General features: G+C 74.8%; 12 protein-coding genes and 1 pseudogene. 11 read left to right on the top strand and 2 right to left on the bottom strand.

Annotated elements, in window-relative coordinates; translation table 11 throughout:
• Window positions 1-23: 23 nt before the first annotated feature.
• From ABEB13_RS37240 to ABEB13_RS37220, 5 genes are all read left to right on the top strand, one after another.
• Window positions 24-989, top strand: coding sequence for a carbohydrate ABC transporter permease (locus ABEB13_RS37240; protein WP_345709053.1), 966 nt, complete (start codon window positions 24-26; stop codon window positions 987-989).
• Window positions 986-1,819 (top strand): carbohydrate ABC transporter permease, encoded by an 834-nt coding sequence (locus ABEB13_RS37235; RefSeq protein WP_345709052.1) that lies wholly within the window; start codon window positions 986-988, stop codon window positions 1,817-1,819. Before ABEB13_RS37240 ends, ABEB13_RS37235 begins: the two co-directional genes overlap by 4 nt.
• Window positions 1,816-4,290 (top strand): glycoside hydrolase family 3 C-terminal domain-containing protein, encoded by a 2,475-nt coding sequence (locus tag ABEB13_RS37230; protein WP_345709051.1) that lies wholly within the window; start codon window positions 1,816-1,818, stop codon window positions 4,288-4,290. Before ABEB13_RS37235 ends, ABEB13_RS37230 begins: the two co-directional genes overlap by 4 nt.
• A gap of 80 nt (window positions 4,291-4,370) precedes the next feature.
• Window positions 4,371-5,369 carry a Gfo/Idh/MocA family protein gene (locus ABEB13_RS37225; RefSeq protein ID WP_345709050.1) on the top strand — a complete coding sequence of 333 codons (999 nt, stop codon included), beginning with the start codon at window positions 4,371-4,373 and terminating at the stop codon, window positions 5,367-5,369.
• A gap of 14 nt (window positions 5,370-5,383) precedes the next feature.
• Complete coding sequence (locus ABEB13_RS37220; protein ID WP_345709049.1) at window positions 5,384-5,890, top strand: NUDIX domain-containing protein; 507 nt, start codon at window positions 5,384-5,386, stop codon at window positions 5,888-5,890.
• Between the two features lie 30 nt (window positions 5,891-5,920).
• Here ABEB13_RS37220 and ABEB13_RS37215 read toward each other — a convergent pair whose 3' ends face one another.
• Window positions 5,921-6,664, bottom strand: coding sequence for an SDR family NAD(P)-dependent oxidoreductase (locus ABEB13_RS37215; RefSeq protein ID WP_345709048.1), 744 nt, complete (start codon window positions 6,662-6,664; stop codon window positions 5,921-5,923).
• Window positions 6,665-6,759: 95 nt separating this feature from the next.
• Between ABEB13_RS37215 and ABEB13_RS37210 the strand changes: the two genes are divergently transcribed.
• A complete protein-coding gene (locus tag ABEB13_RS37210; protein WP_345709047.1) occupies window positions 6,760-7,629 on the top strand; it encodes a helix-turn-helix domain-containing protein in 870 nt (289 codons plus the stop codon).
• A 184-nt stretch (window positions 7,630-7,813) separates the two neighbouring features.
• Window positions 7,814-9,444: pseudogene (locus tag ABEB13_RS37200) on the top strand (M4 family metallopeptidase).
• Window positions 9,445-9,513: 69 nt separating this feature from the next.
• Here the strand turns inward: ABEB13_RS37200 and ABEB13_RS37195 are convergent.
• The gene (locus ABEB13_RS37195) at window positions 9,514-9,915 is read right to left on the bottom strand and encodes a pyridoxamine 5'-phosphate oxidase family protein (protein WP_345709044.1); all 402 of its coding nucleotides are present in this window, start codon (window positions 9,913-9,915) and stop codon (window positions 9,514-9,516) included.
• A 135-nt stretch (window positions 9,916-10,050) separates the two neighbouring features.
• Here ABEB13_RS37195 and ABEB13_RS37190 point away from each other — a divergent pair, with 135 nt between their 5' ends.
• From ABEB13_RS37190 to ABEB13_RS37175, 4 genes are all read left to right on the top strand, one after another.
• Window positions 10,051-11,487 (top strand): DUF2252 domain-containing protein, encoded by a 1,437-nt coding sequence (locus ABEB13_RS37190; RefSeq protein ID WP_345709961.1) that lies wholly within the window; start codon window positions 10,051-10,053, stop codon window positions 11,485-11,487.
• Window positions 11,488-11,640: 153 nt separating this feature from the next.
• Window positions 11,641-12,852: a cytochrome P450 gene (locus ABEB13_RS37185; RefSeq protein ID WP_345709043.1), complete on the top strand. Its 1,212-nt coding sequence runs from the start codon at window positions 11,641-11,643 to the stop codon at window positions 12,850-12,852.
• Window positions 12,849-13,112, top strand: a complete 264-nt coding sequence (locus tag ABEB13_RS37180; RefSeq protein ID WP_345709042.1) for a ferredoxin — start codon at window positions 12,849-12,851, stop codon at window positions 13,110-13,112. The genes ABEB13_RS37185 and ABEB13_RS37180 overlap by 4 nt, the downstream gene beginning before the upstream one ends.
• 105 nt (window positions 13,113-13,217) lie before the next feature.
• Window positions 13,218-14,438, top strand: a complete 1,221-nt coding sequence (locus ABEB13_RS37175) for a serine hydrolase domain-containing protein (RefSeq protein WP_345709041.1) — start codon at window positions 13,218-13,220, stop codon at window positions 14,436-14,438.
• Window positions 14,439-14,519: the final 81 nt, after the last annotated feature.

The following is a 14,519-nucleotide window of genomic DNA, read 5'->3' as shown; positions in this document are numbered from 1 at the left end:
GCCACCCCGCAAGGAGCCAAGCCATGGCCGCGACCGTGTCCGCCGACACGCCGCTGCGTCCGGCCCGCGCGCCGGCCGCCCGCTGGAGCCGCGCCGATCGCCGCGTGTCCCCGTACCTGTACACAGCGCCGTTCTTCGTCGTCTTCGCCCTCTTCGGGCTGTTCCCGATGCTCTACACGGGCTATGTCTCGATGACCGGTTGGCGGGCCGACCGCCCGGGCAGCGAGAGCACCTGGGTCGGCCTGGACAACTACCGGACGCTGCTGGCCGACCCGTTCTTCTGGAACGCGCTGAAGAACACCGTCGGCATCGGCGTGCTCGCCACGGTGCCGCAGCTGCTGCTCGCGCTCGGCCTCGCCCACCTGCTCAACTACCGCGTCCGCGGCCGGACGTTCTTCCGGCTCGGGGTGCTGCTGCCGAACGTCACCTCGGTCGCCGCAGTCACCCTGATCTTCGTCCAGCTGTTCGGCCGCGACTTCGGCCTGATCAACTGGCTGTTCGGACTCTTCGGCGTCGACCACATCGACTGGCAGGCCGGCACCCTCTCGTCCTGGACGGCGATCGCCACCATCGTCACCTGGCGCTGGACGGGCTACAACGCCCTGATCTACCTGGCCGCGATGCAGTCCGTGCCGTTCGAGCTGTACGAGGCCGCCGCCATCGACGGTGCCGGCCGCTGGCGGCAGTTCCGTTCGATCACCGTCCCGATGCTGCGTCCGACCATCCTGTTCACCGTGATCGTGTCGACCATCGGCGCGCTCCAGCTGTTCGGCGAGCCGATGCTCTTCAGCCAGCAGCAGGACCCGACCACCGGCGGCTCCCAGCACCAGTTCCAGACCCTGGCGCTGTACTCCTACAACCAGTTCTGGGGCCGCTTCAAGTACGGCTACGGAGCGGCGGTGTCCTGGGCGATGTTCCTGCTCATCGTCGTCATCGTGGCCGTCAACCTGCTGGCCGCCCGCCGAATGAAGGGCGTCGACGCCGCATGAGCCGCAACCGCCAACTCTCCGCCGGGAAGAGCGTCTACGCCACCCTGACGGTAGGCGTCCTGCTGTCCGTCTTCCCGCTGTACTGGACGGTCGTCGCCGCCTCCCGGAACAACACCGACATCCACCGGGTGCCGCCCGTCCTGCTGCCCGGCGGCAACCTGCTGCACAACATCGGCCAGGCCTTCGCCCAGTCCGACATGCAGCTCGCGCTGGTGAACTCCTTCATCGTGTCGGCCACCGTCACCGCCAGCGTGGTCGTCACCTCGTCGCTGGCCGGATTCGCCTTCGCCAAGCTGCCGTTCCGCGGCCGGAACCCGCTGCTGGCCACCGTGGTCGCCACCATGATGGTGCCGACCCAGCTCGGCATCATCCCGCTCTACATCATGATGGCGAACTGGTTCCACTGGGCCGACCACCTCCAGGCCCTCATCGTGCCGGCCGTCGCCAACGCCTTCGGCGTGTTCTTCATGCGCCAGTACCTGGTCACCGCCGTACCCGACGAACTCCTCGACGCGGCACGGATGGACGGCTGCACCACCCGCGGCCTCTACTGGCACGTGGCGCTGCCCGCCGCCCGCCCGGCGATGGCCGTGCTCGGCATGCTGACCTTCATGGCCACCTGGAACGACTTCTACTGGCCCAAAGTCGTGATGACCCAGCAGAACCCGACCATCCAGCTCACCCTCTCCGAACTGGCCAGCGGCTACATCAAGGACTACTCGCTCGTGCTCACCGGCGCCCTCGTCGCCAGCCTGCCGGTCATCGCTGTCTTCCTGGTGATGGGCCGTCAGATCATCGACGGGATCATGCAGGGAGCGATGAAGGGATGACCACCATCGACAGCGCCGACCCCGGCCCCGGACTCGACCTCGACGCCAGGGCGCGGCTCGTCTCCGGCGGCGGAGTGTTCCGCACCGGCGCCGAGCCCGCGCTCGGGATGCGGGCGATCGTCACCTCCGACGGCCCGATCGGGGTGCGCGGCGAACGCTGGGACGAGTCCGACACGGCCCTCGCCCTGCCCTCCCCCACCGCCATGGCGGCCAGCTGGGACGAGGACCTGGTCGCCGAACTCGGTGCGCTGCTGGCCGCCGAGGCCCGCCGCAAGGGCGTCGACATGCTGCTCGCGCCCACCCTCAACCTGCACCGCTCGCCGTTCGCCGGCCGGAACTTCGAGTGCTTCTCCGAGGACCCGCTGCTGACCGCGCGGATCGGGGCCGCCTACATCGCCGGCGTGCAGGGCGGTGGCGTCGCCGCCACCGCCAAGCACTTCGTCGGCAACGAGTCGGAGACCGAACGGCTCACGATGACCGCGCGGATCGACGAGCGCACCCTGCGCGAGGTGTACCTCGCGCCCTTCGAGGCGGCTGTCCGGGCCGGCGTCTGGGCCGTGATGTCCGCATACAACGGCGTCAACGGCGAGCCGATGAGCGAGAGCCGGCTGCTCGCCGAACCGCTCAAGGGCGAGTGGGGCTTCGACGGGCTGGTCGTCTCCGACTGGGGTGCCGTCCGCTCCACCGAGGCCACCGGCGGCGCCGCCGTCGACCTGGCCATGCCGGGCCCCAACGAGCACTGGGGCGAGCGGCTCGCCGCCGCCGTCCGGGACGGGCGCGTGCCCGCGGCCGCCCTCGACGACAAGGTGCGCCGGCTGCTGCGGCTGGCCGGCCGCGTCGGCGCCTTCGACCCGCCGCCGGCCCCCGACCCGGTCGACCCCGCCGAGGCGCGCGGCCTGCTGCGGCGGGCCGCGGCGGCCGGCGCCGTCCTGCTCCGCAACCGCGACGGGCTGCTGCCGCTGGCCGCCGAGGCGCTGCGCCGCGTCGCCGTGATCGGCCCCAACGCGGCGGTGGCGCGGGTGCAGGGCGGCGGCAGCGCCGGCGTCTACCCCGCGTCCGTCGTCTCGCCGCTGGACGGCATCCGGGCGGCGCTCCCGGCCGACGCCGTGGTCGAGTACCTGCCGGGGGTGCGCACCTCGGTGCGGCCCACCCCGCTCGAACCCGGGCTGTGCCGGCTCCCGGGCAGCGGCGAACCGGGCCTGCTGGTGCGGTTCCTGGCCGCCGACGGCAGCGAGATCCACCGTGAACACCGCCCCAGCGGGCGGTCGTTCGAAACTCCCGAGGACGTCGACCTGACCGACCTGCGGGAGATCGAGATCCACACCGTGCTGCGGGCGCCCTTCGCCGGGCGCTGGCGGCTCGGGGTGGTCGGGCTCGGCACCGTGCGGCTGTCGGCGGACGGCCGCACGGTGCTGGACGAGTACGTCCCCGCGGAGTCCGACGACCCCACCTACCTGCACGTCACGCCCTCCTACCGGCAGGTCGGCCTCGACCTGGCGGAGCACCAGGAGGTCGAGCTGCTGGCCCGTCGGCAGGTGGAGTACGGCCACGGGCGGGTCTTCGCCCTGGCCGCCGACCCGCCGCTGGACGAGGCCGTCCGCGAGGCCGCCGCGGCCGTCGAACTGGCCCGGTCCGCCGACGCGGTGGTGATCGTGGTCGGCACCTCCGAGGAGCACGAGAGCGAGGGGTTCGACCGGGCCACCCTGCGCCTGCCCGGGGAGCAGGACGCCCTGGTGGCCGCCGTCGCCGCCGCCAACCCGGCCACCGTGGTGGTCGTCAACAGCGGCGGCCCGGTCCTGATGCCCTGGCGCGACCGGGTGGCGGCCGTCCTGCTCGGCTGGTTCCCCGGCCAGGAGGGCGGCGACGCGCTCGCCGACGTGCTGTTCGGCGACACCGAACCGGGCGGACGGCTGCCGGCCAGCTGGCCCGCCGACGAGCACCTGCCCGCGGTCGCCCGCACCCGGCCGACCGGCGGCGAACTCGCCTACACCGAGGGCCTGCACCTGGGCCACCGGGGCTGGCTGCGCAGCGGCGCCTCGCCCGCCTACTGGTTCGGCCACGGCCTCGGCTACGGCCGGTGGGAGTACCTGGCGGTGGAGGTGCCGCAGCGGACGGCGCCCGGGGCCGGCCTGACGGTGCGCGCGGTGCTGCGCAACACCGGCACCCGGCGCTCCCGCGAGGTGGTGCAGGTGTACCTGGCCCGGCCGACGAGTGCGGTGGAGCGGCCGGTGCGCTGGCTGGCGGGTTTCGCCGCGGTGCACGCCGGGCCCGGTGAGCGGGTCGAGGTCGAGGTGCCGGTCGCCGCGCGGGCGCTGGAGCACTGGTCGGTGGCGGAGGGGCGGTGGGTGACCGAGTCCGGCGTCTTCGCGGTGCTGGTCGGGCCGTCCTGCGGCGACCTGCCGCTGGCGGCGGCGGTCGAGGTCGGCACCGTCGGTGCCGTCGGTGCCGTCGCTCAGGGCGGTACCGGCTGACCGGAGAGCGGACACGGGGGCCGGGTGGCGCGGCCGGGCGGTTACGCTGGCGCCGCCCGGCCCCGACCCCGAGGAGCAGCATGGAGCCCGTGACCGACCGCCCGATCCGCTGGGGAATCCTGGCGACCGGCGGCATCGCCGCCTCGTTCACCGAGGACCTGCTGGCGGTGGAGGGCGCCGAGGTGCTCGCCGTCGCCTCCCGGACGGACGCCTCCGCGCAGGCGTTCGCGGGGCGCTTCGGAGTGCCGCGCGCGTACGGCGACTGGCGGGCGCTGGCGGCGGACGCCGACGTGGACGTGGTGTACGTGGCCACGCCGCACGCCCAGCACCACGCCGCGACGGAGCTCCTGCTGGACGCGGGCAAGGCGGTGCTGTGCGAGAAGCCGTTCACGCTGAACACCGGGCAGACCGCGGAGCTGGTCGCGCTGGCCCGCAAGCGGGGGCTGTTCCTGATGGAGGCGATGTGGACGTACCTGGACCCCACGGTGCGCCGGATCACCGAGCTGGTGGCGGACGGGGCGATCGGCGAGGTCCGGGTCGTACAGGCGGACTTCGGCTTCCCCGCGGCCTTCGATCCGGCGCACCGGCTGTGGGATCCGGCGGCGGGCGGCGGCGCGCTGCTGGACCTGGGCGTGTACCCGGTGTCCTTCGCGCACCTGCTGCTCGGTGAGCCGGAGTCGGTGCAGGCGGTGGCCTCGCTGACCCCGCAGGGGGTGGACGCCAACACGGCGGTGGTGCTGGGGTACGCGAGCGGGGCGACGGCGCTGCTGGGCTGCTCGCTGGTGGCGCAGAGCGGCCAGCGGGCGAGCATCCAGGGCGCGGCCGGGCGGATCGAGCTGGACCGGGACTTCTTCCACCCGGACGGTTTCGTGCTGCACCGGGACGGCCGTGAGCCGGAGGTCTTCCGGGCGGCGCCGCGCGTCGGCCACGGGTACGGGCCGGAGGCGGCGGAGGTGGTGCGCTGCCTGCGCGCGGGGCTGACGGAGTCCCCGCTGGTGCCGCTGGACGGCTCGCTCGCGGTGATGCGTACGCTGGACGCGGTCCGGGAGAGGATCGGGGTGCGGTACCCCGGCGACTGACAGTCCCGGCCGGGATGGGGGCTGCCGTGGAGATGCTGCCGACCGCGGAGTTCGTCCGGACGCTCCCGCACGGCACGGTCTTCGCCGCGGCCCATCTCACCGACGGGGCCGGGCGGCCGCTGATGCTGCGCTCGGTGTACGACCCGGAGCTGTGGCAGCTGCCCGGCGGAAACCTCGACTTCGGTGAGGACCCGTGGGGGTGTGCGCGGCGCGAGACCTGGGAGGAGACCGGGCTGAGCCTCCCGGAGGAGCCGGGCCGGCTGCTCACGGTGATGTTCGCACCGCCGGTGGGCGAGCTGCCCTTCAAGATCGGCTTCGTGTTCGACGGCGGTTCGCTGGACGCCGAGGCGCTGGCCTCCGTCCGGGTCGACCCGGCGGAGCACACCGGTTTCAAGGTGCAGGGCCTGGCGGAGTGGGCCGCCGAGCTGACGCCGCGCCGGCTGCGGTTCGTCGAGTCGGTGGACGGCGCCCGCCGCTCGGGCCGCGCCGAGTACCTGTACCTGGGGCCGGTCGGCGGCTGAGCGGGGCGGGCGCGGCACGGTGGCGTCCGGTCAGGCGTCGCGCATGACGCGGCGGGCCGCGGCCGGGCTGAGGCGGTGGAGCGCGAGCAGGGTGCGGGCGGCGCCGACCGGGGTGACCGCGCGGCCCGTCCGCAGGGCCCGGACGATCGCGGCGGCGGCGTCCTCGGCCGGGATCTTGCGGGCCGGCCCCTCGCGTCCGGCCGTCATCGCGGTGTCCACCAGCGGCAGCACGATCTTCTGGACGCGCACCTGCGGCGTCGCGGCCTCGGCCTGGTAGCGGAGTGTGTCGAGGAGGGTGTGCAGGCCGGCCTTGGCCGCGCAGTAGACGGGGGCACTGCGCTTGGGGGCGTAGGCGAGGCCCGAGGTGACGGCGACGAACGCGGACCGCGGGCCGGCGGCCAGGTGCGGCCAGGCCGCGGCGGCGAGCTCGGCGACCGAGGTGAGGTTGACCGCGAACTCGTCCCGGATCACGTCGAGGAGGCCGGGCCCGGTGCCGTCGGTGAGCGGGATCGCGCGCTGCACACCGGCGTTGGCGACGACGGCGTCGAGCCCGCCGAGCCGCTCGGCGGCGCGTCCGACCAGCCGGGCGGCCTCGCCGGGGCGGGCGAGGTCCGCGGTGAACAGGACGGGCCCGCCGTGCCCGTCCGGGCCGGGCACGGCGGTGCGTCCGCAGGTGGCGACGGCGGCGCCGCGCTCGGTGAGGGCCGTGACGAGGGCCCGGCCGACACCGCTGGTGCCGCCGGTGACCAGGATGCGTGTGGTGCTGAGGTCCATGGGCCCATGCTGGCCCGGGCCCCGGGCCGGGCACTTGTACGATCGCGCCATGTTCCACCGCGACACCGGGCCGGGCCGGACGGTGCACCCCCGCAATGACCGCGGCGGTGCTCGCCTCGCTGTCCGCGGCGGTGAGCGGGCCGGCCGGTGCCCCGGCCGACCGGGCGGCCGCGCTGGTCACGGCCGGGGCCGGGGTGCCCGAGGAGCTGCACGCCCGACTGCTGGCCGCGCTCCGGGCGCGGGCCGGCTGGCCGGGGCTCCGGGACGCCGCCGGACGCCTGGTCGCACCGCTGCTGCCGAACGCCGGCCCGGACGATCCGGCGGCGCTGCTGGCCGCCGCCGGGCGGACGGAGCCGTGGCTGCACGTCGGGCACCGCACGGTTGCGGTGCCCGCGGGCGGCGGACTGGCCGTCCGTCACCTGCCGGAGCTGGCCGGCCGGCCGAGCCGCGCGGAGTCGCTCTTCGTGTGCGCGCTGCACGTCGAGGCGGCGGCAGCGACCGGCGCCCGGCTGCGGCTGCGCCTGGCGGGCCCGACCGCCCGGCCGGAGTTGCTCGGCCCGGGCGGCGGGCCGCTGCCGGGCTGGTGCCTGGAACCGGTCGGCGGTGCGCTGCGGCCGCGACCGGCCGGGGTGCGGGAGCGGCTGGACGCGGTCATCCGGACGGAGCCCGCCGCGGGCTGGCGGCTGGCCGGCGCGGCCGCCCGGCTGCACGCCTCACCGCGCAGCCTGCAGCGCGAACTGGCCGCCGCGGGGACGTCCTTCCAGGCCGAGCTGGGGCGGGCGCGGCTGGCCCGGGCCGCCCAGCTCGCGCGGCGGACGGCCCTGCCGTTCGGGGAGATCGCGGCCGCGGCGGGCTTCGCCGACCAGGCGCATCTGAGCAACCGGTTCCGGGCGCGGCTGGGGTGCACGCCGTCCGCGTACCGGGAGCGGCCGGAGTCCGCCGTGCCGGTGGCCGGGGAGTTCTGAGCGGTCATCGGGCGCGGTGGCTGCGCCGCCGGTGGTTCGCACTCTGGACGAATGCTGTCCTGCACATGTAAAACAACGTACTCCGGCGGGTCCTCGTCACCGCCGTGATCCCCCTTCAGGTTCAGCGCCATGCTCCAGGGCCCCGCGTCGCGCGGCGGTCCGTCCCCCTCACCCGAGGAGCACGATGCGCATTCCCCCTACCCTCGCCGCTGCCACCGCCGCCACCGTCGTCGCGGGTGCGCTGGTGTCCGCCGCCACCCCCGCCGGTGCGGCCGGGCGGACGGCTCCCCGGTCGCCGTCGCGATCGCGCAGGCCGAGGCCGCCCTCGGCGCGCACGCCGACCGGCTCGGCGTGACCGACCGGCAGACGCACGCCGTCCGCGACGTGGTGGTGGACGCCGACGGCGTCCGCCACGTCCGCTTCGACCGCAGTTACGCCGGGCTGCCGGTCCTCGGCGGCGACCTCGTCGTCCACCTCTCCGCGGACGGCTCCTACCGGGGCGCCGACCGCGCCTCGACGGCTCGACTCGCGGTGGACGGCACCACGCCGTCCGTCCCCGCCTCGGCGGCGGCCGCGCAGGCCGAGGCCGCACTGGCCGGCGCACTGCCCGGCCGCACCAGCGTCCGTCCCGGCGCACAGCCGCAGCTGGTGGTGGACGCGCTGCACGGCGCACCGCGCCTCGCCTGGCAGACCACCGTCGCCGGCACCGACTACCTCGGTAACCCGGTCGCCCGGACGGTGCTCGCCGACGCCCGCACCGGGGCCCGGATCGACACCTGGGATGCGCTGGAGACGGCCGCGGGCGACGGCGCCTCGCTGTACGGCGGAACCGTCCCGCTGGAGACGACCGCCTCCGGCGGTACCTACCAGCTGAAGGATCCGGGGCGGGGCAACACCTACACCGGGGACGCGGCCAACAAGACCGACCTGTGCCTCGGCTCGATCTGCTTCAGCCGGGCACCCGCCACGCTGTTCACCGACGCCGACAACCACTGGGGCACCGGGACCACCGCGGACCGGGCCAGCGCGGCCGTCGACGCCCAGTACGGCACCGACGTGACCTGGGACTACTACAAGAACGTGCACGGGCGTTCGGGCATCGCCGGGGACGGAAAGGGCTCGTACAACCGGGTCCACTACGGCAGCGCCTACAACAACGCCTTCTGGCAGGACAGCTGCTTCTGCATGACGTACGGGGACGGCGACGGCTCGACGTTCGGCCCGCTGGTGTCGCTGGACGTCGCCGGCCACGAGATGTCGCACGGCGTCACCTCACGCACCGCCAAGCTCACCTACTCGGGCGAGTCCGGCGGCCTGAACGAGGCCACCTCGGACATCATGGGCACCCTCGTGGAGTGGTACGCCGCGAACCCCGCCGACCCGGGCGACTACCTGATCGGCGAGCAGATCGTGAAGCCGGGCTTCGGCAAGGCGGCGCTGCGCTTCATGGACCAGCCGTCGAAGGACACCAAGTCGGCGGACTGCTGGAGCTCCGGGGTCGGCAGCCTCGACGTGCACTACTCGTCCGGCGTCGCCAACCACTTCGCGTACCTGCTCGCCGAGGGCAGCGGCGCCAAGGTGGTCAACGGGGTGTCGTACAACAGCCCGACCTGCAACGGGTCGACGGTCACCGGGATCGGCCGGGACGCGCTGGGCCGGATCTGGTACCGGGCCCTGACGGTCTACATGACCTCGTCGACGAACTACGCCGGAGCCCGGACGGCGACCCTCAAGGCCGCCGCCGACCTTTACGGCACCGGCTCGGCCGAGTACGCGGCGGTGGCGGCGGCCTGGTCGGCGGTGGCGGTGAGCTGACCGGCGGGGCACCCGGCACCCGGCACCCGGCCTCGACCGGTCGGCGGCCGGCTGCCGGGCGCTGCGCGGTCAGGCCCGGCCGAGCGCCCGGTCGACGGCGATCTCGATCACCACGCGGTCCGGGTTCTCGCGCGGCTGCCGATAGCGCTCGGCATAGCGCCGCACCGCGTCCGCCACCGCCGCCGGCTCGTCGCTGACCCGGGCCAGGCCCTCCAGCGTTGCCCAGCGGGCCCGGTCGACCTGGCAGAGCGCGACCCGGGCGCCGGCCTCCCCCGCCGCCAGCACGTTGCGCACCTTGCGGCTCGTCCGGCTGCTGATCACCCGCGCGGTCAGCGTGGCCGGGTCGAAGGTGGCGCCGACCGGGACGACGTGCGGGGTGCCGTCGGCACGCAGCGTGGTGAGCGTGCAGAGCTGGTACTCGCGCCAGAAGGCGAGGTAGGGGTCGTCCAGCGCGTGGAGGTCGTGAGCCATACCGCGAATGCTACGGGCCGCCCCCGACCGCGCTGTCCACCGGGATCGGGCTGCCGGTAGCGTTCGACGCTGCAACAGCCTCCGGAGCAGCGTCGGTGTCCGGAGCGGAGAGGAACGGGAGGGTCCGTGGTGGGGATGGCCGGGCAGGCGACGGGCGGGGCGGACGGGCAGGCGACGGGCGGGGCGGACGGACGGCACACGGTGGCGGGGTTCGCGCCCTGGCCGCCGCAGGGGGACGGCAAGCGGCGCGGCAAGGCGCTGCGGGAGAAGGCGCCGCGCGCCGCGCACGGCCGGTTCGAGCTGCCGGTGGATCGGCCCGAGGTGGCCGACGCGGTGGCGGAGGCGAACCTGGGGCGGCTCACGCACCTGGTGCCGATACGGGTGGGCAGAATGGCGGCGTCGCCGTTCGCCTTCCTGCGCGGGTCGGCCGGGCTGATGGCCTGCGACCTGGCGGTCACCCCGGCCTCCGGGGTGGCGGCGCAGCTGTGCGGTGACGCGCATGCGGCCAACTTCGGCCTCTACGGCGACGCCCGGGGCCGGCTGGTGATCGACATCAACGACTTCGACGAGACCGTGCCCGGGCCCTGGGAGTGGGATCTGAAGCGCCTGGTGGCGAGCCTGGTGCTGGCGGGCCGGCAGGCCGGTGCGGGCGAGGACGTGTGCCGGCAGGCCGCGTTCGACGCCGCGGCGTCCTACCGGCGGACGATGCGCCGGCTGGCGAAGCTGTCGGCGCTGGACGCCTGGAACGCGATCGCCGACGACCACCTGGTGGCCTTCGCGGATGCGCACGAACTGGCCGACGTGCTGGCGTCGGTGGGCGAGAAGGCGCTGCGCAACACCAGTGCGCGGTTCGCGGCGAAGTCCACCGTCCGTGACGAGGAGGGCGGGTGGCGGTTCACCGCGGCGCCCCCGGTGCTCAGCGAGGTGACGGAGCCGGAGGCGACCGCGGTGGCCGGCTCGCTCGCGGGATATCTGGACAGCGTGGCACCGGAGTTGCGGCCGCTGCTGGCCCGGTACAGCGTGCAGGACGTGGCGTTCCGGATCGTCGGGACGGGCAGCGTCGGCACCCGGGCGTACGTGGTGCTGCTGACGGACCGCCGGGAGCAGCCGCTGGTGCTGCAGGTGAAGGAGGCCCGGCCGTCCGTCCTGCTGCCGCACCTCGTCCGGGCGGGCTTCCCGGTGGGCGGCGCGCCGATGCACGAGGGGCAGCGCGTGGTGCTCGGGCAGCGCCGCATCCAGGTGGTCAGCGATGTCCTGATGGGCTGGACGACGGTGGACGGACTGCCCTACCAGGTACGGCAGTTCCGCAACCGCAAGGGCAGCGTGGACCCGGCGGCGCTGCGGCCCGAGCAGCTCGACGACTACGGCCGGCTCACCGGCGCGCTGCTGGCCCGGGCGCACTCGCACACCGCGGACGCCGCGGAGATCGCCGGGTACTGCGGGCGGAGCGAGGAGCTGGACGAGGCGATGGCGGCGTTCGCGGTCGCCTACGCGGACCGCAGCGAGGCCGACCACGCGGCGCTGCTGGCCGCCGTGCGGGCCGGCCGGCTGCCCGCCGAGACGGGGGTCTGACCGGTCGAACACGCCTGCCGGCCGCGCCGGTTGGCTGATTTCGCGTCCTTTCTGCGAGCCCGGAGCGCACGTACGGTCGGGTGCGGGCACCGTCGCGTACACGGCGGCGCCCGCCCCGGCCCGCACGCCGGACCACCGACGCCAGGAGGACGGATGACCACCGCACACCAGGCACCCGACGCAGCCGACGCACCCGGGCTCGTCCCGCTGCACTGCCTGCGCCACGCCGAACCGGGCCCGCCGCGCCTGGCCGCACTCCCCACCGGCACGCCCGTCTGGCTGGTGACCCGCCACCCGGACGTCCGGCAGGTGCTGACCGACCCGCGGATCAACCGGTCGGCGCTGTACGCGCCCGGGGCGCCCCCGGTGACGCTGGTGCCCAACCTGCTGGACGATCCCGACACCCTGCTCAACCTCGACGGCGAGGAGCACCAGCGGCTGCGCCGCACGGTGCAGCGGGCCTTCACCCCGCGCGCGATCGCCCGCTGGCGGCCGTGGGTCGCCTCGGTGGTGGACGGGCTGCTGGACGGGCTCGCGGCCGAGGGCTCGCCCACGGACGTGGTCGCCGCGTTCAGCCGCCCGCTGCCGGTGGCGGTGATCAGCAGGCTGATGGGCCTCGAAGGCCTCGACCTGGAGCGGCTCGGCCACTGGAGCGACCACGCGCTGTCGGCCACCGCGTACACCGCGGAGGAGATCGGCCTGGCCATGCAGGAGTTCGGGGAGTTCGGCCACCGCCTGGTGGTGGAACGGCGCAAGAACCCGGGCGAGGACCTGGTGAGCAGCCTGGTCGAGGCGGCCGACCGGACGGGCGGCGTCGACGAGCGGCAGCTCACCTCGCTGGTCTGCGGACTGGTCGTCGCCGGCCACGAGACCACGATGACCACCCTCGGCAACGCCTTGGTCTACCTGCTGGGGGCGGACGACGGCGCCGCCTGGGCGCGCATCGCCGAGGGCGAGGAGCAGGCGGCGGCCGCCGCCGAGCAGCTGCTGCGGGCGGTGCCGCTGGGCGACAACACGACGCTGCCGGGCCAGCTGCGCCGGGCCGTCGAGGACGTCGAGATCGGCGGGGTGCTGATCCCGGCCGGCAGCGTGGTCGCCGCCGACACCCGCTCCGCCAACCACGACCCGGCGGTGTACCCGGAACACCTGGAGCTGTTCGAGCCGCTGCCGACGCCGAGCCTGACCTTCGGCGCGGGGCCGCACCACTGCCTGGGCGCCTGGCTGGCCCGGATGGAGCTGGAGCTGGGCCTGCACCGGCTGGCGGCGCGGTTCCCGGGGCTGCGGCTGGTGGAGCCGGTCGAGGCGATCGCCTGGCGGCAGGGCCTGCTCACCCGCAGTCCGCTGCGGCTGGCGGTGGCCTGGTGACGGCCGGCGCCGCGGCGGGCGCGCAGGGTCTGGACGTCCGGGTGGACCGGCTGCGGTGCGTGGGTTCGGGGCAGTGCGCGGCCGCCGCGCCCGGCGCGCTGGAGCTCGGCGCGGACGGGCGGGCGCGTCCGCGCCACCCGGCGGGCGCCACTCCGGGCGAGGCGGCGCCGGCGCTGACACAGGCCGCCGAGCTGTGCCCGACCGAGGCGCTGTCGGTGTACGCGGCCGCCACCGGGCGGCTGATCGCACCGGCCGACTGACGGGTCCCCGACGGCCGGAGCAGGACGCGGTGCGGTGCTCCGAACGGAGGAGTCGGCGGAGTGTTGCGTGCCGTTTCCGACGGTTCGTCCGCTCATAGTGCGGGCATGACACGCACTCGGAGGGCGCTGCTGTGCGCCGCCACACTGATCACCGCCACCCTGCAGACCACGGCGACGGCCGCGGCCGCGGACACCCGCCCGGCCGCGGCCGTCCGCGGGCACGGTGAGCACGCCTGCACCAGCACGCCGCAGCCGCTGAGGGGCCAGGCCCGCCGCGTCCTGGAGACCGTCCGGCAGGCCCAGCGGGACCTCGACCTCAAGTCGGTCGAGTTCAAGGTCACGGTCGACGGCAAGGAGCTGATCACCGACGCGCTGGGCGAGTCCATGACCGACGTGCCCGCCGAACCCGACATGCAGTTCCGGGCCGGCTCGGTGGGGATCGCCTACATGGGCACCGTCCTGCTGCAGCTCGTCCAGGAGGGCCGGGTCGGCCTCGACGACAAGATCTCCCGGTGGCTGCCCGACGCCCCGCACGCCGACGAGATCACCCTGCGGATGCTCGGCAGCTCCACCTCGGGCCTGCACGACTACGTCACCGACCCGGTCTTCCTCGCCGAACTGGAGGCCCACCCCTTCAAGCAGTGGACGCCCGAGGAGGTCGTCGGGATCTCGGCGAGCCACCCGCTCTGGTACCGGCCGGGCACCAACTGGAGCTACTCGCACGCCAACTTCCAGCTCCTCGGTGCGGCGCTGGAGAAGATCACCGGCACCCGGCTGGACCGGCTGCTGCAGGAGCGCGTGATGGACCCGCTCGGGCTGCGCCACACCTCGAACTCGTTCACCCCCGAGATCCCCGATCCGGTGCTGCACGCCTTCACCTCCGAGCGGGCCTCTACGAGGAGTCGACCTTCTGGAACCCCTCCTGGACGACCGCCCCCGGCGCCGTCATCACCATGGACGTCTGCGACCTGGCCCGGTCCGCGCAGGCGATCGGCGACGGTGAACTGCTGTCGCGGCGCAGCTTCAAGGTGCAGCTCGACCCCGGCACGGTCGGGCTCGGCACCCCCACCGCCACCTGCCCGGCCGACGTCTGCCTGCACAACACCGAGGCCAAGCACTTCGGGTTGGGCATCATCGTCTCGAACAGCTGGGTGGTGCAGAACCCGTCGTTCTCCGGCTACGCGGCCATCCAGGCGTACCTGCCGCAGCAGAAGCTGGCGATCGCCGTCTCCAGCACCAAGAACCCGGGCACCCCGGAGGAGCGCAACACCGCCGAGACCGTCGCCCAGCGGATCTCCACGGTGCTCGCGCCGGACAACCCGCTGACCGACTGAGCCCGCTGACAGAACTCAACCCGCCGGCCGACCCGGCCGATCCACCGGCCGGCCGGCGCAACGGGGGCGCGGC

Origin of the sequence: Kitasatospora paranensis (assembly GCF_039544005.1) — a bacterium.
GTDB lineage: Bacteria > Actinomycetota > Actinomycetes > Streptomycetales > Streptomycetaceae > Kitasatospora > Kitasatospora paranensis.
Note: the sequence above shows the minus strand (reverse complement) of the source record. Positions and strands in the feature narration are given on the sequence as shown.

Coding starts and splice junctions, on each gene's coding strand:
- ABEB13_RS37240 (WP_345709053.1), top strand. CDS start 24: ATGGCCGCGACCGTGTCCGCCGACACGCCGCTGCGTCCGGCCCGCGCG.
- ABEB13_RS37235 (WP_345709052.1), top strand. CDS start 986: ATGAGCCGCAACCGCCAACTCTCCGCCGGGAAGAGCGTCTACGCCACC.
- ABEB13_RS37230 (WP_345709051.1), top strand. CDS start 1,816: ATGACCACCATCGACAGCGCCGACCCCGGCCCCGGACTCGACCTCGAC.
- ABEB13_RS37225 (WP_345709050.1), top strand. CDS start 4,371: ATGGAGCCCGTGACCGACCGCCCGATCCGCTGGGGAATCCTGGCGACC.
- ABEB13_RS37220 (WP_345709049.1), top strand. CDS start 5,384: ATGGGGGCTGCCGTGGAGATGCTGCCGACCGCGGAGTTCGTCCGGACG.
- ABEB13_RS37215 (WP_345709048.1), bottom strand. CDS start 6,664: ATGGACCTCAGCACCACACGCATCCTGGTCACCGGCGGCACCAGCGGT.
- ABEB13_RS37210 (WP_345709047.1), top strand. CDS start 6,760: ATGACCGCGGCGGTGCTCGCCTCGCTGTCCGCGGCGGTGAGCGGGCCG.
- ABEB13_RS37195 (WP_345709044.1), bottom strand. CDS start 9,915: ATGGCTCACGACCTCCACGCGCTGGACGACCCCTACCTCGCCTTCTGG.
- ABEB13_RS37190 (WP_345709961.1), top strand. CDS start 10,051: ATGGCCGGGCAGGCGACGGGCGGGGCGGACGGGCAGGCGACGGGCGGG.
- ABEB13_RS37185 (WP_345709043.1), top strand. CDS start 11,641: ATGACCACCGCACACCAGGCACCCGACGCAGCCGACGCACCCGGGCTC.
- ABEB13_RS37175 (WP_345709041.1), top strand. CDS start 13,218: ATGACACGCACTCGGAGGGCGCTGCTGTGCGCCGCCACACTGATCACC.